Below are 21,877 nucleotides of genomic sequence, written 5' to 3'. Positions count from 1 at the left end.
ACAACATTTCAATTGAAATCACTTACAAATTTTTTAAAAAAATGTACGTAACCAAAATCATGGGTTTATCCACCACTATAATTTGCTACTATTTTTTAAATTTATTACACTTAGGTTTAATTGGCCGGCCTTAATATATTTTTTTAGTTAAAACATTTTAAAACGGGCATTTACAGTGCCAATTTAGTTATAAGACGTTGATTTTTAGACAAAAGTTACACTTAATTTAAAAACGCACCTAAAAATGTTAAAAAAGTATTTCAATTTGCCTGTAGGCAATAATCGGGCAATCATTGTCAATAGGGTACAAAGGTGGTTTTTGTAACAAGCGGTATCGTTAACTCACCCGGGAAAACGTCTTGCTAAACCCCGGGTACTTTCAGGTCCACGTATTATACTTCAAAAAAATGATCAAACTTTTTACCCTTAACAAAGCTGCGCTTATTTTAATGTTGTTATTAAACCTGGTTTTAGTGACAACTGCGTCCAATGCGCAAAATAGCTATGAATTAAATTCCGGATGGAAATGCAACCCTATCGCCAAGGTAAAAGAACAGGGAGCGGCCATTTCAAATACTGCATACAACACTGCGAACTGGATGCCGGCCGCCGTGCCCGGGACGGTATTAACCAGTCTGGTAGCCAATAAACAAATGCCCGATCCATTTTACGGGATGAACAACGAGCAGATCCCCGATATTTACAAAACCGGCCGCGACTATTATACCTATTGGTTTGCAAAGGATTTCAAGCAGCCCGTACCGGCAAGAGAGAGCCAGGTTTACCTCAATTTTAGGGGAGTGAACTATAGTTTTGATGTGTTTTTGAACGGAAATAAGCTAAACGCGCAGCTTAATAAGGGCATGTTTATGCGCCGCTCGTTCAATATTACCAAATGGCTTGCTGCCAATGGCAATAACAGGCTGGCGGTGATCGTTTACCCGCCAGATGCGGTGGGGAATGCCAACGGCGGGCAGGGTGGCGATGGTACTATAGCGAAAAATGTAGGCATCCAATATACTGCCGGCTGGGATTGGATCCAACCCGTTCGCGACCGCAACACCGGGATCTGGGATAAGGTAACGATTCAAACTACCGGCGCGGTAAAAATAAAGGACCCGCATGTAATTACACTGGTGCCCGGCATCCGTAAACCCGAAGGAGCACAGCAGCCAGCTATTATTAAAGTAAGTACAGAGCTGGAAAATGCGACCTCGTTTCCTGTTAGGGGGACGTTGCAATACCTGTTAGACGGCAAAAAAGTATTTAAGAAAGTTACGCTTAAGCCAAATTCTACCCAGGAAGTTAAATTGGATGATTACACTTTGCCTAACCCTAAGCTTTGGTGGCCTAACGGATACGGTTCTCAAAATTTATATGATTTGAAATTGCAGTTTGTTGCGGCAGATAACAAAGTCTCCGATCAACAGAATATTTCTGTAGGGGTAAGGCAACTCACCACGGAATGGAATGTACGTACCGAAAGCCGCCAGGTAAACATTAACGGCCAAAAGATATTTATAAAAGGCGGCAACTGGATCATATCCGACGAGATGATGCGCTTTACCGATGCCCGTTATGATGCCGAGGTACGCTTTCACCGGGATATGAACCTAAACCTGATCAGGGTTTGGGGTGGTGCGCTGATAGAACGGCCTGAATTTTACGAGGCCTGCGATAAATATGGAATGCTGGTTTTCCAGGATATGTGGGGATCGGGAGATTGTAATGGCCGGTGGCTGGATCCGATGAAACTGGAAGACCAGTGGACGCGCAGAAAATACCCGGACGACCACGACCTGTACCTCGCATCCATTAAAGACCAGGTGAAAATGATCCGCAACTACCCATCGCTGGCGATGTGGTGCGGCGGTAACGAGATCACCCCGCCCGAGGATATCCTCAAAGCGCTGCGCGATACCATTATGCCCGCGCTGGATAATACCCGCTGGTTTATTGAGTATTCTAACTCGGAGAATATGTCGCGCAATGTGAACGGCGGCAACGGCGATGGTCCTTACGGCATACAGCCGCTATCGGTATTCTGGAACGATAGAACATTTCCTTTTAATTCTGAGGTGGGTTCGGTAGGGGTAAGCGACTATACATCATTGAAAAGATTTATCCCGAAGGAAAACTTAGTGGCACCTGTTTACGACCCGGCTACCGGTAAAACAAAAACGGACCCGGTTTGGGAATATCATAAATACATAGGCTACGATGGTTTTATTGATAAGTATGGTAAACCAAAGGATGCCGAAGATTTCGCCAATAAGGCCCAACTGGTAAATTACGACCAATACCGCGCGTTAATGGAGGGTTTTAGCTCGCACATGTGGGACTGGTATACGGGTACCATCATCTGGAAAACCCAAAACCCGTGGACCGCGATGCGCGGCCAGATGTACGATTACTACCTTGACCCTAACGCCTGCCTTTACGGCCTGCACAACGGCAGTGCCCCGCTGCATGTAATGTACAACCCAACAGATGGTATGGTGATGGTGGCCAATAACACTTTCAGCCCCAAAACCAATATGATGCTGGTTGCCAAAATGTACGATATGGCGGGTAAGGAGACCCTGATCACGCAGGTTTTTGTGGATGTAACAGCAGCTACTACCAAACGCTACCTATCTATCAAAAAAAATATCGACGCTGCTGCTAAGGATGATGGCACCTTTGTAGTGCTGGAACTTTTAGCGGAGGATAAAACGCCGTTAAGCCAAAATATTTATTGGGTACCCAACGAAAAAGGTGAATACTCCGGCTTGCAAAAAATGGATAAGGCCCAACTTGCGGTAAGCGCAAAGGCTTTAAAAAACGGTAAAATAGAAGTGATTTTATCCAACAGTAACAAAGCTCCGCTGGCATTCTTTAACCGTTTATCGGTAGTGGATGCGGGTACCAAAGAGCGGTTATTGCCGGCTTTCTACAGTGATAATTATGTGTCGGTTTTACCGGGCGAAGTAAAGAAGGTGATGATAGATTACACGCCGGTAAAAAATGCGCCTGCACCAATGGTAAGCATCAACGGCTGGAACATGGCGGAGAAATTTATTGCCGTTAGTAACTAAGTAAGCTTCGAGCTTATTCCTAACGGAGCAAAATAAAAGGTCAAAACCGCTATTGTTTTTTAGGCTGATGCAGCTGATTCTCCAGTAGGATAAGGCCATATTGCGCGCTCTTCCAGTGCTCATCGAAGTATTGGGGGACTGCCCCGGGTGTTTGGGCAAAATTGCCTAAGATAATATCCATGTCGCCATCGCTGTCAACGTCCGCCTTTTCGATGGTAAGCGATTTGATGGGCAGCCCGCCGTCAATGGTGTACGATTCAAAACTATAAATTTTACTCTCCTTATTCTCAAGATAGATGAATGACTCGTTTATCAGCCTCCCAAAATTGGGGAAGAAAGCGGAGGCCGCGAGGTCAATATCGCCATCGTTGTCAAAATCTTCGGCCAGTACTTTGGTAACGCCATAGATGGGGTAAAAGAATTTCTCCTTAAAAACATCGCTTCCCTGGTTGATGTTTAACCTGATGCCGTGATAGGATTTCAGGATGTTGGAGTAATCGGCATTGTCTCCGTGTACCGTAATAATATCGGTTAGGCCATCGTGATTATAGTCGGTCAGCGCCATATCGGTAGTGCCATAATTGGGCGGGAACCGGAGGACGCGTTTACCTTTAAATTTGAGATTCTCCTTTTGGTAGAAGATATAAACGCTTTCGTCGCCCTGCGAAAATAAGGCGATAATATCTTTTTTGCCGTCGCCATCCATGTCTTTTACGTAACACATAATAGCTCCGGGCATGGGCAGCAGTACTTCTTCCTTGTACGTTCCACCCGTTTTGCTTTTTTTGAAGAGCGATAACGAACCGGTTTTGTTGCCAAAATTACATACCACAATTTCTGCGATGCCGTCGCCATTGAGGTCGTCAATTTCGGTATGTACCGGGCGGTGGAGACTGCTTAGAAGGGGCACTTCTATATCATTATTTAACCGGGTATAACTGCCGGTGCTTAATTCGGTGGGGTACAGTTTGCCAATTTCGGTAAGGTAGGTTTGGTTTTGGTAAAAATTAAAGTCGACCACTGTACCGCCAACATCATAGGTTTTGGTGATGCCTTTATCGTACTGCCAATTGATGATCTTTTTATAGCCATTGCCTATCCACAGCGTTTTTGTCGCGTTGTTGTATTCGAGGCCGGTGATCAGCGAGGGTGTTTGCTCATCTATCTGGATATTCTTGCGGATAAATTTGGTAAGCGGTTTGTTACGGGTGATCCGTTTCTCGTCGTAGGGGATGCTATCAGGCGCGGCGCTTAAAATGTAGCTCTCCAGCTTATCCCAGTCTTCTTTTGATATGATGGGTTCATCGGGGATGATGTTATTCTTTTTTACCACCGCCCGTTCCTCCTCAGATAATCCCCGCAAGGGGTCGTAATTTGGGTAGATGATGCCCATGCGGCTGGCCATAATGGGCAGCACATGGTTTTTCCAGATCTCTTTGGTAAGGCTTTGAGGATCGGGCTGCATGTGGCAGAGGCCGCAGTACCTTTCAAACAACAAGCGCCCGTTATCAGCGGGCCTGCTTTTAATAGTTTTTACGGTGAAGGAATTGAGGCTGACCAGCAGGGTGATTGAAAAACATGCCGCTAAAATAAATCCTCTCCATCCCATAAACGCACATAGTTATATACATATATAACTACGCTTTTATAGGGGCTGCGGATGCCTTGTAATAAATATATTACGAATAATTACTTCAACGGGAGCACCTTAGCGGCCTTTAGTTTTTTAACAATATCGGCCCCAACATCGCGGCCCTGTTTATTGCCGTTCTCAATGGCATCTTTAAAGTGGATGCCGCCATAAAACCGCGAAACCGAAGCCTCTTCGGCTGCCTGGATGAACGATTTAAAGCTCCGCGGCCCCACACCATAAGGGATCTCAGAATCATCGGTATACTCAAAATGATCGCCTAAGAGGTATGATAATACGGTTGCCGAAGCGTTGGAAAGTACGGCGTGCCCGCTTGGGTATTCGGGGAATGGTGGGGTTTGTAAAAGCGGTGCCCACTTAATATCAATATAGCGGTTGATATAAGTTTCGGGGCGGATGCCGTTGCTGCGGTATTTCTCATCCCAGCAGCTGATGAAGGCATCCATTAGGGTAATGCCTTCCAGCGCCAGTACCTGTACCGAGGCATCGAAGCTGAGGTCGGCTTTTTTTGTTACGATGCCAACAATATTCATCCAATGGCCGCCCGGGCTTATCTTTTTAAAGCCAATTGCCATATGCCCCGAGGTGGTAACCGCAAAGGGGTTGCAATCCCAAAAAGAAGCTATGTTAACCTGCTCAGTGGATGGGTGATGCGATATCTTATACACTTCGTATGCTTGTTTGTAAAACTCGCTGGTGCTATCGGTACTAAAAGCGGCAGGTCTTGCCGGGATAAATTGCCTTGACGAGTCGATCATCATCGGCCGTACGGTTTTCCAGTTGGGCTCTACAGCTTCCATATACATGGGTGGGGTAGGGTACCAATTTTTGCCCCCTTTTAGGGGCGTGTAACGCAGTTTGCCGCTTAAACGGTTGTAGTTATCGCTGCGGGTAAAACCAAGTACCTTTGCGGTCATTTCAACAGCCGCTGCAACTGATGATTTGATAACCTCGTCGCTGATGTTGTTTTTTTTCAGCAAATCGATGTATTTGTCCTCATCGTCCTGCAACATAAAACCCGAGGGTAGCATTTGCTTGCCGGTTTCTAAAATGCAGTACACCGAAGCTATGCGGTAATCGTATTTTCCGGGTGCTATGCTGATGGCGTTGTCCAGTTTGTAGCTTTTGATAAAGTTGCCAAGTGGTACGATGTCTTTGTTGTTCAGGGATACCAGGTTGTAAGCACCCAGCATAAAATAATTATAGTAGCGGGCGGCGGCCGGCGGGTTAACCACATCGTGGATCATCACCGCCGATACCGAATTAATAGCCTTATCCAGTGCCAGATACACGGGCACCGTGGCTTTCGCCGGTTGTGCAACGGCAGGGCGGCATATTAATAGAGCAGCGGCAAAAAAGAGTATTTTTTTGATCATTAGTTTTCCTGGTAAAATTGTAAAGGCTGGTTAGATACGCCGAGCATTAAATACTTGGTCCCATTTATTTTTATTTCTGAAGCCGATTTTACATCACCATCGGTACACAACCCCGATGTAACCTGGGTTTGATATACAAAGCCTCCTTTACCATCGCCTGTTAGCAAGCAGCCGTAGTTGGCATCAAAGCTGCCCAGTTTAAGGCGGTTATCGGTATGGTTACCAAACAACAGCAAGTCGGTTTTACCATCGTGATTAAAATCGCTTGTCAATATTTGCGATACGCTCGAAAATTGAGCCTCAACAGGTATTTCGGCTTTTGCAAACTTCCCGCCCCGGTTTAAAAACAACGTAGTTTCAACATTAGCTGCCGTTAGTTTTGTCGCTTTTGCCAATTCTTCGGGCGTAAATAGTTGTTTCATGGTGGCGTCGCAATAATCCTTGTACGATCTGAACTTACGTCGCATCGGGAAGATCTGGTCGTTCAGCTCATCCCGGCTTACAAAGGGATAGCTTACGCCCTGCACATAAAAATTCAGGAAAGGATCTATCGAACCGTTGTTGTCAAAATCGGCAAAGTACATTTCGGCCGGCTGCGTTTCGCTGGCATGGATCTGCGTGTTTGTACCCAGGTTACCTGCAATTATATCCAGTTTGCCATCGCCGTCAACATCAGCCAGGCTGATAGTGTTCCAAAAACCGCTTTCGGGGTTAGCAAAGTAGTCGGCGGTTTTGTCTTCAAAGCCCGTCTTTGTGTTGATATAAACCGCTATTGGCATCAGCTCACCTGAGAGCACCATGTCCTGGCGGCCATCGCCGTTAAGGTCTGCCCATTGGGCATCAGTAACCATGCCTGCCTTGTTAAAGGGAGCGGGTATGGTAGTAAAGGTGCCATCCCCGTTATTGTTAAGCAAATAGCTGCGTGGTGTAACGGGGTACTGGCCGGGGACAATGCGACCGCCAATAAACAGATCTATTTTACCGTCGTTGTCATAATCGCATGGGCGCACGCAGGATTTACTACTGGCATTTAATACAGGTAAAGCCGCGCTGCTGAAGGTGAAATTACCTTTACCATCGTTCAAATAAAGTTTATCCTGTAATTCGGTTGAGCCTGGCTCCAGCAAAGCATAGCCGCCTTTGGCTATATATAGATCGGGGAAACCGTCACCATTGGCATCAAAAAAAGCCGCGGCGGAAGTGTTCTCGGCATTCAGGTCGGCTATTTCTTTTACCATCCATGCTCCGCTTTTAGTTTGCAGGTATACTTTACCGGCGGTTCCGTCGCCAATAAATACATCTTCCAGCCCGTCCTTGTTTAAATCGGCTTTGGCTATTACCGGCCCTGTTTTAGATGCCATGAACAGCATCAACGGCTGGCGTTTAAAATCATTAATGGTGTTAGCGGTGTTGGTGTAGGCGATAGGAGCTTTTACTATGCTGAACGACTGTTTTTGAGAAACTGAAGCCGAAACGTCTTCTTTTTTACCGGCATCGCCATAAACCAAATTGAGCTTTTGATTTGCTTTTATGTTAGTAAGCACCCGTGTGTTATTACCCGGCCATATCACCTTTACCGAATCTATTGTTTGCACATCGCCCAAGCCAAAGTTTAATACGGTTGATACACAGGAAAGGTAGCCGCGATTGGCGTTTAGTTCCTGGTACTGCACGGCCTTGCCGGTATAAACATACACTTTTGCGCCCGTGGCAATTATCTTGCCGTTCGCGGTACCCAGGTTTATGGCTATGTAATTTGTTGCCGCCGCGTCGCGACTGGTGTTTCTGAAGATGGAAGCAACATTATTGATATTGTTGGTGATAATATCCAGGTCGCCATCGTTATCCAGATCGGCATAGGCCGAGCCGCTGGAAATTCCCGGGTTATTGATGCCCCAATCCTGCTTTTTATCGGTAAAGGTAAGGTTGTGGTTATTTTTAAATATGTAATTGGATAGGGTGGTTGATGGCATGGCCTGCACCAGGTCCATCAGCAGGGTAGGTTCCCTATCCATTGCTTTTTTCATTTTATAATCGCCCCAGTAGCGAAGAAAATCTTTGTTGGTATAATCGCGCAGGTAGCCGTTGGAAATGAATACATCTTTGTACCCATCGTTATCAAAATCGGCAATAAGCGGGCACCAGCTCCAGTCGGTATTAGAGAGGCCGGCCAGCTGCCCTATTTCGCTAAAAGTGCCATCGCCGTTATTGAGCTGTAGCATATTGCGCATATACTGTTTGTATAAACCCTGGTTAAGCATCAGCTCAAAGGTTTCATAATTTTCTTGCAGTTGCAGCAGTTTTTGCCTCCGGTTATCGGGCGGAAGCATATCAAGGGTCAGGATATCCGGCAGGCCGTCGTTATTGATGTCGGCAATATCAACCCCCATTGAAAATTGCGAGAGGTGCCTCAGCATCTTTTGCGATTGCTCTGTGAAAGTGCCGTCACCCTTATTGATGTAAATATAATCGGGTTCGTTATAGTCGTTGGTTACGTAAATATCGGTCAGTCCATCCTTGTTAATATCGGCAAGGGCAACGCCCAGACCAAAGGTTAATGGGTTTTGTATGATGCCTGCTTTTTTAGAAACATCAACAAAATGCCCGCCCTGGTTTTCAAACAGTTTATTGCTTGCCAGTTCGTCGGTTTGGTTTTTGGCTTGCGCCAGTTCAATGTTATTTATCTTTTTAACGTTATGGTTCAGCAGGAACATATCCAGTTTGCCATCGTTATTGTAATCGAAAAATGCCGCCTGGGTGCTGTAGCCGGGGTCGTCCAGCCCGTACTCTTTGGCCTTTTCTACAAACTTGTTTTTGCCTTTGTTGATGAATAGTTGGTTACGGCGTATCTCGCTCTCGCCTAAGCCGGAGTAGCATATGTAAATATCCAACAAGCCATCGCCATTTACATCAGCCATGGTTGCGCCGGTTTTCCAGCCACCGGCCCGGCCGGCGAGGCCAGATGCAACTTCGCTGGTAATATCTTTAAATTTTAAATTACCCAGGTTAAGGTACAGCTTGTTTTGCCCCATGTTGCTGGTGAAAAACACGTCCTGCAAGCCATCGTTATTAATATCGCCAACAGCAACTCCGCCGCCATTGTATAAGTATTCGTAGGAGAGTACGTTGAGGCGTTCATCTTCCTTAAGGTCGTTTCTAAAAGTGATGCCGGTTTGCGCGGGGGGTAGTAAATTAAAAAGCGTTTGCTGAGCCCCGGCATTTGTGGTGGCACCCAGTACAGATAGCGCTAAAAGCATCGATCCGAAGCTTTTTTTAATAACACTGAAGAAACAGTAACGCATTTAATGAGGGGGATTATTGATTAATTACGGGAAATATAAAAATAGCGATTGCTATTGAAGGTATAGCTTTATATTTTGCTTTAAACAAAAAACCAAGGCTGCAAATACAGCCTTGGTTTTTTTAGAAGATTGTTTATTATTTATCCCACCATACTCTCGCGGTGAAAACATCACCGCCAGTTATAAGGGCAACTGCGGCAGCGTAATTTGCTGCGTTGGTTGATGGTAAGCCAAGCGGATAAGGGTTCCTTCTCGGGATAGAACCATCAGTAAATTGGCCGGCGTATTTAACAGGAGTTAAAACCGGGAACCCAGATCTTCTCCAGTTAGCCCATGTTTCGTTGAAGTTGAAGGTAGTAGAGGTAACTACAAAGTACTCCATGTTAATTTGCTGTAGTGCAGTAGCAGCTACCAAAGGATGTGCAGCTACATAAGTAGTAATACTTCCCGCTGGGATAGCACCGGCAGCACTGAACTGAGCGATAGAAGCCATATCTGCAGCTAATGCGTTAGCATAGTGTGTAGCTGCACTACCTGTAGCCCAGCCTCTGCTTGCAGCTTCGGCTAACAATAATTCGCTTTCGCCATAAGTGTACAACATGTTGATGCGGCTACGGTCGTCATATACTGCAAACCTTGGGCGTGAGTATTTGCCGTCAGGTGCTGCAACGTCGCCTGTAACGGCAGGGTTAGCAGGGGATGTTCCAGGGTAGTTTGGTGCTTTTGAAATGTCGGTAGTGCCACCGTTTTGGTCATAACCGTTTGGCATACCAATCTGTAAAGATGCGGTATTATCACCAGCTGCGTATGTTTCATTGGCTGCTTTACCTGTTCCTGCAGAAATTTCTGCCACGGCGCTAACGCGTGGATCGGCGGTTGATTGCATGTAGCTGATCAGCGTGTTTGACCACCTTACTTCCCTGTAATCGTCTTTCACCAATAAAGCGTTAACGTCGCTGTTGCTGTTACCGTTTGCTTCGTCGGCTTTTACTTTAGCATTATCATCAATTGAAGACATAGTACCGCCAGCGTATGCTTTTTCGGCATATTTCTGCGCGGTAGCAGCATCAACTTTAGTTAAACGCATAGCAACTTTTAACATTAAAGAGTAACCCAGTTTTTTCCACTGGGTAATGTTACCGCTGTACATCAAATCTGATGATGGCTTGTCTTTAGTTGCATCTAAAGCTGCTGTAGCGGCCTCTAATTGAGTTAGCATCGAGGTGTAAATGCTTTGTTGTGTATCAAAAACCGGAGTAATAACGCCCGATTTTGCCTGGCCTTCCTGGGAAAAAGGGATATCGCCGTAAGCATCAGTAACACGCTGCAAGATCAGGATACGCATAATGGTACCAACAGCATCAAGGTTTGCAAATTCTGCTTTGCCCTTGATCAGGTTTTTCATTTCATCAACCAAAGTTGATGCGCCATAGCTGGTATTCCAGGTACGCTCCAGGTAACCCCGTCCGCTACCGCCATAAACATACTTGTCGCCATTGCTGTAGTACGAGTAAGTTCCGGCTAATGATTGCGACCACATACTTTGAAAAAGTAGCTGATCGTAACCGCTGTTTGAAAACTTTATTTGAGATTGTGCCAGCAAAAAGTTTGGCGGAAATGTAGCCGCGTCTACTTTGGTTGGGTTGGTGTTGATTGTCTCAAAGTTTTTAGTACAACCCACTATAAAGGTGGCACCTACAAGCAGGCAACTATATATAAGTCGTTTTTTCATCTTTGTTATTTTTTAAATTTAAAGTTTACATTTAACCCGTAAGTTCTAACAGCGGGTACACTTGTGCCTTCAATACCAGCATAGTTGATGCCCGGAGCAAAATTTGATTCCGGATCGATGTTGTCGGTATGTTTCATGATAGTCCACAAGTTTCTTGCAACTAATGATAATGTTATTGAGTTAAACGGTGTGTTGGCTATAGTAGTTTTTGGTATAGAATAGCCTAAAGTAACCTGGCGTAGTTTAATAAAGCTACCATCAAGTACGTTTAAAGAAGAAATACCGCGGGCTAATGCCTGGTAATAAGTTTGTGCAGGTACATTAACAGTATTTGCAGTCCCGGCCTCGTTTACGCCTACACCAACAACACCTGTTTCGCGGCCGGCCAAAGTCATTTGGTTTAACCCGCGGAAAATGCTGTAATAGTTAGTAGCTGACAAAACTTTGTTACCATAACGATAATCGATCAGGAACGAGAAGCTAAAATTTTTGTAGCTGAAATCGTTATTGATACCACCATAAAACTTAGGCATAACGCTACCCATAGCCACACGGCCGGTAGCTTTAGGGATGCCTTGCGCGTCAAAGATGATCTGACCCTGAGCGTTACGCAAGTAATCGTTAGCCAAAATTTGCGGGCCTGCCATATCAACAATAAATGCTGTTGTAGCATTCAAAGGGCGATAAGTACCTAAACCAATGTTACTGTTATTGGCATCTGTTGATAATACCTTGTTTTGAACATAAGTAAAGTTGAATGATGACGTCCAGTTAAAGTCTTTGCTTCTGAATGGTGAACCATGTAATTCAACCTCTAAACCTTTATTTTGGGTAGAACCTGTTGGCACATAGTAGCTGGTGTAACCACTGGAGATATCAAGCGAACCTCTCAAGATTTCATTCTTGGTTTTTTTAGAGAAGTAAGTTACATCTAAGCCAAAGCGGTCATTGAAGAATTTCAAAGCAGTACCAATTTCTAACTCCCCTAATGTATAAGGTTTTAAGAAAAGGTTTGGTAGCGATGTATCAAAGCTGCCTGCACTTACGCCGTTTATTGCATTGTTTACATTATAATAAACTCTGTTAGCATACGGATCGGCACCAGCACTGGTTTTCGCATAAGACACGCGTAATTTACCAAAATCAAGTCCGTTAATGTGAGTAAGTTCAGAGAAGATAAAACTACCAGAAACTGAAGGCGTAAATATACCGTAACCAACGTCGCTGCCAATACTTGAGTAAGCATCGTAACGGCCTGTTGTGCTTAACACCAGGAAGTTTTTGATGCCAAAATCAGCCGTGTAATACGCCGAATTTACTTGTTGCTTAGAGATGCCCTGGTTGCCGCTGTCTCTTGTTTTACCGTTAGACAGATCGTAGAAGTAGGGAATGATGAATTGGTTTGCATTAATGAATGTACCAGCTGCATCACTCTTGCGGATGTTACCACCCACAGAGACATCCAGGTTTAACAGATCCTTGATCAGGTCATGTTTTGCTCCAATCAAAACATCAGAGTTTAATTCAGTGATTTGAGTAGTTTGGGTAGACATGCCCCCGTTGTTGCCGGTGAAAGCTGTACCTGTAGGCGTTATACCTAAACGCTTATCGTTTATTTTATCATAACCGATACGGCCTTGTATATACGCCCAGTTTGTTAATGCATATTTAGCAGATATCGAAGATATTAAACGCTCCCTGGTAGTGTTGGTTACAAAGTTGTAAGCAGCAAAGTAAGGATTGGTTACATAAATATCATCAGTGAAAGATTGCTCGGTACCATCAGCTTTAGTACCTGGCGCCAGGATGCTTTGGCCTTCGTTAGGTGCTAAGAACTGAATGTTGTTGGGGTTACCCGGTCCATCGCTCAAGCCCGAACGGTTTTTCGCGTTGTCTAAAATGTAGTTGGCTACCAAGTTGATATCCAGGTTTTTTATGACAGTTTGCGATCCGTTAAAGTTAAATGTTTTCCTGTTTAAACCGCTATTTGGTGTAATAGCGTGGTTGTTCAGATTCGAAGCTGACAAACGGAACGCGCCGGTTTCGTTACCGCCGGTTAATGAAACCGTATTGGTAAAGGTGTTGCCTGTTTTGTAGAATTTGGTATAGTCGTCGCTGGTTTTTGAGTAAGAGTAGTTTTTACCATCAAACTGAATAACCTGAGATCCATCCAATTTAGCACCCCATGCCTGGTTGCCAGATGCTAAAGCACCAGCCGCGTTAGTTGGTTTAGTACCGAGTAAGCCTTGCCCGTATGTGGTTTGGAAATCTGTATTATCATATACTTTATCCATTTGGTAGTTGCTATTGTATTCAACACCAAAGCCAGAATTTTTTTTGCCTGATTTTGTAGTGATTAAAATAACACCGTTTACTGCACGTGTACCGTATAATGCAGAAGCTGATTGACCCTTCAAAACGGTCATGGTTTCGATATCATCAGGGTTGATGTTGCTTATACCATCGCCAAAGTCTGCACCACCCCACTCGCCAGATTGGCCTCTTTGGGTGTTATCCATTGGTACGCCGTTGATAACAAATAACGGGCCACCTGCAGTTAAGCTGGTTACACCACGTAATAAGATACGTGCCGATGAACCCGGGCCACCGTTTGTACCGCTGATACTTAAACCGGCAACGCGGCCTTGCAATGATAACGCAACGTTGGTTTCTTTAGCAGTGTTTAATAAATCGCCCTTTACAGTTGTTACCGAGTAACCTAATTTTCTTTCATCCTTTTTAATACCCAATGCTGTTACTACAACCTCGGTTAGTTTGGTATTAGATACCATGGTAACCCTAAGGGATGTACCGGTAAAAACAACTTCCTGTGTTTTAAAACCTACGTAGCTGAATACTAATGTTGAGTTTACCGCAGCATCCAGTGTGAATTTACCGGTTGCATCGGTTTGTGTACCGGTACCTGTGCTTTTTAAAGCAACACTTACACCTACAAGCGCTTCGCCATTTTCATCGGTAACTACACCGGTAACAGGCACGAATTTGCTTTTGTTGAAATTTGTGGGAGCTGCATTTACCGGAGCCGCTACAGCCGATAGTTGCGTACTTGCAATTATCAGAACTGCCAGGGCAACTTTACATATCGGAAGCGCTTCTGACATCCGATACCTATTTCTTACACCCATTGGATGTTTAAAAAATTCCATATTTAATTAGTTAAAGAGGGGTTAATTTCAAAATCCCGTACTTCGGGTATTTTGGTTAAACAGTTTTAGTTTTCGTTCAGGAGTAGTTCCACCAGGTAACTATGCCTTTGGGGTGGGTAGGTACTTATTTTACATAGGCAACACTTGTTTTTTTAATTGTTAATACCGGCTCTCGCCCTTTGGTTGCGTTATGTGTTATTGGTTTTTACACCACGCGGGCTTCAAGGGTATGGACAATTAAAAACTTAACATTGCCTACACGATTTGTAAATATTTTAATTTTTTTCACAAAAAATCATAGATGTAGTTGCCGCACTAAGTGATGATAATGAATTTGTTAACAAAAAAATACCGCGACGCGGAGATTTGAAAGGAGTTAGAATTGGGCGAGCGAAAAACTGCCGACGAAAAGCCCGGCATTGCAGCGAAGAATAGAAGAGGTGCCTGTAAATTACAGGAAAAAATAGCCGGTAAAAAGTGCGGCCAGCACACAAATGATAGGAGTGTTTAAAACAGCATTTGGCGTTCGCCGCTGATCCGGATCTAAAACCATGCTTAGTTTTTTTAGCGCCCTGAAAAGTTGCGTTTGTACCGTTCTTGGCGATATGTCTAACACTTCGCCAACTTCTTTATATTTCATACCGTCTTCTTTAATCAACCTGAAGATAATTCGGCATTGTTGTGGTAAAGCGCTGATGGCCTTATCCAGTTTAAAAACAAGTTCTTTTTTTTCGAGTTCTTTTTGAGGGTTGTAAGTATTCACCAGCGCAAATTCATCCGTATCCTCTATTTGCACCATGTGGATATTAGAATACTTTTTTATGTAGTTAAGTGACTGGTTTTTTACCGCTATATACAGGTAGGTGGCCGGGTTATTTATACCGCAAAGTTTTTGGCGGTTTTGCCAGCATTTTACAAATAATTCTGATACGATATCTTCGGCTACCTCGTTTTGGCGTACATACAGTACACAGAATTTAATAAGAGGCCTGTTTAAAGCGTAAAACAGCTGTTCAAATGCTTTTTCATCGTCCTGGTTGCACACCCGGCTCCATAATTCAACGATATTGGCATTTTTGTTTCTCAAATTGTCTTTTAATTTACGAGCCGGTAGAAACTTAACATTTGCGTAACAATAATAGTGCTTTAAATACAAAATATCAACAACTTCGCTTAATTTTTAAAATATTTTAAAAAGATTTAAAACTTAGTGTACCATTTACATTAAGAAAAAGCATTGATTAGACACAAAATAGCTCTTCTTTTTGGAAAATAATCATAGAAGGTGTAAAAAGTACAATAAGCCTGTTTGTTTGGGTTGAAAAATAGGAAAAAGCCGCAATAGGGCATAAAAAATACTCCTTATGTAGGCAAAATCCGTTTAAAAAGTGTCAATAGGTTACAAAATGCATCAGTATACAATATAAACGTCGATGATAAAAAAATTCTCTACCCTGCTTTTAGTGCTGGTAAATACAACCGTATTGGTTGCGCAGCAGCATAATATGTCTAAAACATACCAGGCACCTACCGATGAACTGGTGCAAAAAAAGCTAAGCAATTGGCAGGACCTTAAATTTGGGCTTTTTATGCATTGGGGTAGCTACAGCCAATGGGGCGTGGTAGAAAGCTGGAGCATTTGCCCCGAAGATGAGGGCTGGACACAACGCAAGGGGCCTTACGGCGCTACCTATAATGGTTACTTAAAGGCATACGAAAACCTGCAAACAACCTTTAACCCGGTAAAGTTCAACCCGGAAAAATGGGTGGCAGCGGCAAAAAGTGCCGGGATGAAGTATGTGATTTTCACTACCAAGCACCACGATGGTTTCAGCATGTTTGATACCAAGCAGACGGATTATAAGATAACATCGGCAAAAACGCCATTCTCAAGCAATCCGCGCAGCAATGTTACTAAGGAGATCTTCAATGCTTTCCGCAAGGAAAACTTTATGATAGGTGCCTACTTCTCTAAACCCGATTGGCATTCCGAGGATTATTGGTGGCCATATTTTCCGCCTAAGGACCGCAACGTAAATTACGACCCGGCCATGCACCCCGATAAATGGCAGAAGTTTAAAGATTTTACCTATAATCAAATAGGCGAATTGATGACCGATTACGGTAAGGTTGATATATTATGGTTGGATGGCGGCTGGGTTCGCCCAAAAAGCACCATTGATACAACGGTAGATTGGCAGCGCGGCATCAAATTTAACCAGGATATTGATATGCCTAAAATTGCAGGCATGGCCCGCACCAAACAACCGGGATTGATTGTAGTGGACCGCACCGTAACCGGTGAATTTGAAAACTACACCACTCCCGAGCAGCAGGTACCCGAAACCCCGCTGGATCATCCCTGGGAAACTTGCATCACCATGGGCGATTCGTGGAGCTATGTGCCGAATGATCATTATAAAACGGCCAATCAAATTGTGCAGCTGTTAGTAAAGATCGTATCGCGGGGCGGTAACCTGTTATTAAACATTGGCCCCGGCCCCGATGGCGACTGGGACCCTGTTGCTTACTCGCGCCTAAGCGAAGTTAGCGCCTGGATGCAGGTGAACGGCGAGGGTATTTACGGTTCAACTTCGGTGGCACCGTATTCTACGGGCGATATATACTATACTAAAGCAAAAAACGCTAATACCATATACGCTTTTGTTTTGGCTGATAAGGACGGCCTAAAATTGGGTAAAACAATAAGCATGAAGGTTAACAACATAAAAGCCGTTAAAAAGGTAACTATGCTTGGATTTAAGCAAAGCCTCAAATATAAATTAACCGGCGATGATCTGATGGTTACCATCCCGGCAGCTATCCAAAACAGCACCGGCACCCAATACGCGTCCACTTTAAAAATAACGTACTAACTACTCCTCCTGATGAAATTATACAAAGCTGCGGTTTTAGCTTTTTCTATTACGGTACTGACTTTCGCAAACTCATCGGCACAGCAAAACGATGCGCGTTACCCCATTATCCCATACCCAACCGAGCTGATCCCGGCAAGCGGCAGTTTTGTTGTTACACCTGCTACTGCTATAGTGGCTGTTGCTTCGTTTAAAAATGAAGCTGCTATTTTAAACCAATTGCTTGCCAATAGTTTCGGTAAAAAACTGAAACAAAGTTCAGCAGCTGCGGGAAAATTCATCAGCCTGAAATATGATGGCAGCGTTAAAGCAGATGAAGGGTACAAATTAACCATCAACCCAAAGCATGTGGTGATTTCCGCTAAAACCGCTACAGGCATGTTTATGGGTGTACAAACCTTAAGGCAACTATTGCCCGCCACAGCGGAACGCGCTGGGTTTAAAGCGGCAACAAGCCTAAGCTTACCGGCTGTTACCATAAATGATGCGCCGGTGTATGCTTACCGGGGAATGCATTTGGATGTATCTCGGCATTTTTTCTCGATTGGTTACCTGCATAAGTTTATCGATATCATGTCGCTGTACAAGTTCAATAAGTTTCACCTGCATTTAACGGACGACCAGGGCTGGCGCGTGGAAATAAAAAAGTACCCCAAACTAACCGAGAACGGCGCATGGCGTACTTTCAACAACCAGGATACCGCCTGCATGAAACGCGCTGCGGATAATCCTGATTTTGAGATCGACAAAACCCACATCATTCAAAAGGATGGTAAAACGCTGTACGGAGGTTTTTATACCCAGGTACAGCTGAAAGAGCTTGTTGCCTACGCTGCCGCCCGCAAAATTGATATCATCCCCGAAATTGATATGCCCGGCCACATGATGGCTGCCATAAACGAGTATCCTTATTTAAGCTGCGACGGCACTAAAAGTGAATTTGGCGACTTATTCACCAAGCCAATTTGCCCATGTTTGCCATCAACCTTTGCGTTTGCGCAGGATGTTTACAGTGAGATAATGGATATTTTCCCGTCTAAATATATCCACATCGGTGGCGATGAGGTTGATCGCTCACTCTGGGGGAAATCTGAAGAATGTAAAGCTTTAATGCAAAAAGAAGGGTTGAAGAATACCGCCGAACTGCAAAGCTATTTCATCAATAACATGGAGAAGTTCTTCAATTCCAAAGGGCGCAAGCTGATAGGGTGGGACGAGGTGCTGGAAGGCGGCATCAGCCCAACTGCGGTAATCATGTACTGGCGTACCTGGGTGCCCAAGGGACCGATAGAGGCGGCGAAGAACGGTAACAAAGTGATAATGACGCCGGGCAGTCCGCTGTATTTTGATGTGCCGCCCGATAAGAACTCTATCCCCAATGTTTACAACTTCGAGATCATCCCCAAAGGCTTAACGGATGCTGAAGCGAAAAATATCATAGGTGCCCAAGCCAATATCTGGACGGAATACATCCCAACAGAAAACCGTGCCGATTATATGTACATGCCCCGCATGACGGCGCTTGCCGAGGTATTGTGGACGCATAAACAAAATTACACATCCTACCTGCAACGCCTGAAAGGCCAGTATAGCCGTTTAGATATCTTAAAGGTTCACTACCGCCTGCCCGATTTGACGGGTTTCTTGTTCAGCAACGTATTTACCGATCAGGTGATCCTCGATATTAAAAAGCCGCTCCCCGGTTCAACTGTCAGGTATACCACCGACGGTAGTTTGCCAAACGCCGGTTCAACAGCGTTAACCGAACCTCTTACCATTAAAACATCGCAGCGCATCCGCGTGGCCGCTTTTAAAGCGGATGGCAGTATGGGCGATGCCTACGATCTCCAGTATCAAAAACAAACCCTGGCAGAACCTGCTTCGGTACAAAACATAAGTAAGGGGCTGGCTTGCAGCGAATACAGGCAATTGTATAAGAACACCAGTCTGATACCAACCACCAAACCCGATACGATTTTTACGGTACAAAGCATTACCGTGCCCAAAGAGGCCGAAGCGCCAAGCTTCGCCATTAAATACCGCGGTTATTTTGATATCCCTGCCGACGGCATCTACAGCTTTTACCTCACCTGCGATGATGGCGGTACATTAAAAATAGCTGGTCGCGACGTGGTAAATAACGATGGCCTGCACGCCGCTATAGAAAAGAACGGGCAGGTGGCCTTAAAGAAAGGGCTGCAACCCGTAGCGCTTGATTTTATTGAAGGCGGCGGCGGTTATTCCCTCAAATTAAAATACAGTGTAAATGGTTCGGAGCCAAAAGATATTCCCTCAGAATGGTTGAAAAACCAAGCATCACTCTAAAAAAAACATCGGTCTTTCGTGCATATAGTATGTATGAAAAACTACCCGACATCGCCAATAGTAAATTACTAATGAAAAAGTATTCAAGATTATCCCTCTTATCAATAGCCTTATGCGCAGTATGCATTGGCGTTTTCGGGCAAACAAAAAAGGCAGCTGTTAAGGCAGTCAATTATACCCCATTTGTAGATCCATTCATAGGGACAGCCTTGCACGGGCACGTTTTTTTAGGTGCGAATGTTCCTTTCGGCGCGGTGCAATTGGGCCCGGTTAATATAAAAGCGGTTGATTGGGATTGGTGCTCAGGTTATAACTATTCCGACAGTACCATAGCGGGCTTCGCGCATACCCACCTAAGCGGTACGGGAATTGGCGATTTGGGCGACATTCAGTTTATGCCAACCACCGGCGATGTAAAAGTAGTGAGCGGCAACCTGGCTGATGGTTACAGCGGCGGCTATTATTCTTTGTTCAGCCATAAGGAAGAAGTTGCTCAACCCGGATTCTATTCAGTAAAATTAAAGCGCTACAATATCGGCGTCAGGCTTACTGCTACTACAAGGGTGGGGATGCATGAGTATACTTTCCCCAAATCAAACGATGCGCACATCGTTATCGATCTGCAAAAAGGTATCGGCTGGGATCACCCGGTAGAAACTTATATTAAACAGGTTAACGATACTACCGTAATAGGTTATCGCCATTCTTCGGGCTGGTCGGTTGATGACCGGATCTATTTTGCGGCTGTGTTTTCTAAACGCATCAGTAATTTTGCAGTTTATGATAGCCTGGCCAAAGCAAACGGCACAGCGTTGAAGGGTCGCAATGTAAAAGGTGTATTAAGCTTTGCTACAAGCGCGGGCGAGAAGGTGAAAATTAAAGTTGGCATCTCCCCGGTAAGTATGGATAATGCCCTGTTGAACCTTGGTGCCGAGGCTTGTAGCTGGGATTTCGACCAAATAAAAAGCGATGCCAATACTTTATGGAATAAAGAACTAAACAAAGTTGCCATCAAAGCTACCCCGGCGCGCATGCGTACCTTTTACACGGCCATGTACCACACCATGATAGCACCATCGGTTTATAACGATTATAATGGCGACTACCTGGGTACCGATAAAAAAGTACATCATAAGACGGACTTTACCAATGTTACTACCATGTCGTTATGGGATACTTACCGCGCGGAGAACCCGCTGATGACCATCACTCAGCCCGAGCGCGTTAACGATATCATCAGTTCGATGCTGGCGATATATCAACAGCAGGGGAGGTTACCCGTGTGGCATTTAATGGGCAGCGAAACCGATTGTATGGTGGGTAATAGTGCTATCCCGGTAGTTGCCGATGCCTTTTTAAAGGGCTACAAGGGTTTTGACCGGGAACTGGCCTACGAAGCTGTAAAAACCACCGCTATGGGCGACCGCCGCGGCTTAAAGTTTGTAAAGGACCTGGGCTACATCCCGGCTGATACCATGACCGAAACCGTAGCCACAGGTATGGAATACGCCATTGATGATTGGTGCATTGCACAGATGGCCAAAAAGCTGGGCAAGCAGAAGGATTACGAATACTTCAGCAAGCGTGGTAAAAACTACGTGAATTATTACAATAAAGAAACCCACTTTATGCGTGGCCGTTTGGGTGCGAACGAATGGCGAAGCCCGTTCAGTCCCTTTGTTTCGCGCCACATGAAAGATGATTTTACAGAGGGTAATGCCTGGCAGTATACCTGGCTGGTTCCGCAGGATGTGGAAGGGCTGATGCAATTATTAGGCGGTAAAGATGCCTTCGTTAAAAAGCTTGATTCTTTGTTCACCGTTCAGGGCGATATGGGTAACGAAGCCTCTAACGATATTACGGGCTTAATTGGGCAATATGCCCATGGAAACGAACCCAGCCACCATATCACCTACATGTATGCCTATGCGGGCCAGCAATACAAAACCGCCGAAAAGGTGCGTTATATATTAGATACTTTTTACACCAACAAAAAGGATGGTATTATTGGTAATGAGGATGTGGGGCAGATGTCGGCCTGGTATGTGCTATCGGCAATGGGCTTTTACCCGGCCAACCCGGCAAATGGTGCTTACGTGTTTGGCAGCCCGGTTATTAATGATGCTGTGTTGAAATTGGCGGGCGGTAAATCGTTCCATATCAGTGTGAAAAATAACACTGGTGCAAATAAATACATTCAAAGCATAATCTTTAATGGCAAGCCTTACGCCAAATCGTACCTGTTGCATAGCGATATGGCTAAAGGTGGCAATATGGTTATCACCATGGGCAGTAAACCTTCAACTGTATTTGGCGTAGCGTCGGCGTCGCGGCCGAAATCGGTTTATTAAAATGTAAAACCCTGTTATCC

10 protein-coding genes are annotated in these 21,877 nt (G+C 44.7%); 4 read left to right on the top strand and 6 right to left on the bottom strand.

The annotated features are described in order from the left end of the window. Nucleotides 1–407 precede the first annotated feature (407 nt). The gene (locus ABIX36_RS00925; RefSeq protein WP_348080289.1) at nt 408–3,077 is read left to right on the top strand and encodes a glycoside hydrolase family 2 TIM barrel-domain containing protein; all 2,670 of its coding nucleotides are present in this window, start codon (nt 408–410) and stop codon (nt 3,075–3,077) included. A gap of 49 nt (nt 3,078–3,126) precedes the next feature. On the opposite strand, the gene ABIX36_RS00920 is transcribed toward ABIX36_RS00925, so the two are convergent. From ABIX36_RS00920 to ABIX36_RS00895, 6 genes are all read right to left on the bottom strand, one after another. After that, the gene (locus tag ABIX36_RS00920; protein ID WP_348080288.1) at nt 3,127–4,686 is read right to left on the bottom strand and encodes a VCBS repeat-containing protein; all 1,560 of its coding nucleotides are present in this window, start codon (nt 4,684–4,686) and stop codon (nt 3,127–3,129) included. 80 nt (nt 4,687–4,766) lie between these two features. Continuing rightward, nucleotides 4,767–6,104, bottom strand: coding sequence for a vanadium-dependent haloperoxidase (locus tag ABIX36_RS00915; RefSeq protein ID WP_348080287.1), 1,338 nt, complete (start codon nt 6,102–6,104; stop codon nt 4,767–4,769). Continuing rightward, nucleotides 6,104–9,361 carry a VCBS repeat-containing protein gene (locus ABIX36_RS00910; RefSeq protein WP_348080286.1) on the bottom strand — a complete coding sequence of 1,086 codons (3,258 nt, stop codon included), beginning with the start codon at nt 9,359–9,361 and terminating at the stop codon, nt 6,104–6,106. Before ABIX36_RS00910 ends, ABIX36_RS00915 begins: the two co-directional genes overlap by 1 nt. Nucleotides 9,362–9,542: 181 nt before the next feature. Then, the gene (locus ABIX36_RS00905; protein ID WP_348080285.1) at nt 9,543–11,138 is read right to left on the bottom strand and encodes a SusD/RagB family nutrient-binding outer membrane lipoprotein; all 1,596 of its coding nucleotides are present in this window, start codon (nt 11,136–11,138) and stop codon (nt 9,543–9,545) included. 5 nt (nt 11,139–11,143) lie between these two features. Beyond that, nucleotides 11,144–14,305: a SusC/RagA family TonB-linked outer membrane protein gene (locus ABIX36_RS00900; protein WP_348080284.1), complete on the bottom strand. Its 3,162-nt coding sequence runs from the start codon at nt 14,303–14,305 to the stop codon at nt 11,144–11,146. 451 nt (nt 14,306–14,756) lie between these two features. Continuing rightward, entirely contained in the window at nt 14,757–15,392 is a 636-nt protein-coding gene (locus tag ABIX36_RS00895) for an RNA polymerase sigma-70 factor (RefSeq protein WP_348080283.1), read from the bottom strand. Between the two features lie 346 nt (nt 15,393–15,738). On the opposite strand from ABIX36_RS00895, the gene ABIX36_RS00890 reads away from it, so the two are divergent. From ABIX36_RS00890 to ABIX36_RS00880, 3 genes are all read left to right on the top strand, one after another. After that, complete coding sequence (locus ABIX36_RS00890) at nt 15,739–17,181, top strand: alpha-L-fucosidase (RefSeq protein WP_348080282.1); 1,443 nt, start codon at nt 15,739–15,741, stop codon at nt 17,179–17,181. 12 nt (nt 17,182–17,193) lie between these two features. Beyond that, nucleotides 17,194–19,506, top strand: coding sequence for a family 20 glycosylhydrolase (locus tag ABIX36_RS00885; protein WP_348080281.1), 2,313 nt, complete (start codon nt 17,194–17,196; stop codon nt 19,504–19,506). A gap of 71 nt (nt 19,507–19,577) precedes the next feature. Next, nucleotides 19,578–21,857, top strand: coding sequence for a GH92 family glycosyl hydrolase (locus ABIX36_RS00880; protein WP_348080280.1), 2,280 nt, complete (start codon nt 19,578–19,580; stop codon nt 21,855–21,857). Nucleotides 21,858–21,877 lie beyond the last annotated feature (20 nt).

This window comes from Mucilaginibacter sp. (genome assembly GCF_039925265.1).
GTDB lineage: Bacteria > Bacteroidota > Bacteroidia > Sphingobacteriales > Sphingobacteriaceae > Mucilaginibacter.
Note: the sequence above shows the minus strand (reverse complement) of the source record. Positions and strands in the feature narration are given on the sequence as shown.

Coding starts and splice junctions, on each gene's coding strand:
- ABIX36_RS00890 (WP_348080282.1), top strand. CDS start 15,739: ATGATAAAAAAATTCTCTACCCTGCTTTTAGTGCTGGTAAATACAACC.
- ABIX36_RS00920 (WP_348080288.1), bottom strand. CDS start 4,686: ATGGGATGGAGAGGATTTATTTTAGCGGCATGTTTTTCAATCACCCTG.
- ABIX36_RS00900 (WP_348080284.1), bottom strand. CDS start 14,305: ATGGAATTTTTTAAACATCCAATGGGTGTAAGAAATAGGTATCGGATG.
- ABIX36_RS00910 (WP_348080286.1), bottom strand. CDS start 9,361: ATGCTTTTAGCGCTATCTGTACTGGGTGCCACCACAAATGCCGGGGCT.
- ABIX36_RS00905 (WP_348080285.1), bottom strand. CDS start 11,138: ATGAAAAAACGACTTATATATAGTTGCCTGCTTGTAGGTGCCACCTTT.
- ABIX36_RS00915 (WP_348080287.1), bottom strand. CDS start 6,104: ATGATCAAAAAAATACTCTTTTTTGCCGCTGCTCTATTAATATGCCGC.
- ABIX36_RS00885 (WP_348080281.1), top strand. CDS start 17,194: ATGAAATTATACAAAGCTGCGGTTTTAGCTTTTTCTATTACGGTACTG.
- ABIX36_RS00925 (WP_348080289.1), top strand. CDS start 408: ATGATCAAACTTTTTACCCTTAACAAAGCTGCGCTTATTTTAATGTTG.
- ABIX36_RS00880 (WP_348080280.1), top strand. CDS start 19,578: ATGAAAAAGTATTCAAGATTATCCCTCTTATCAATAGCCTTATGCGCA.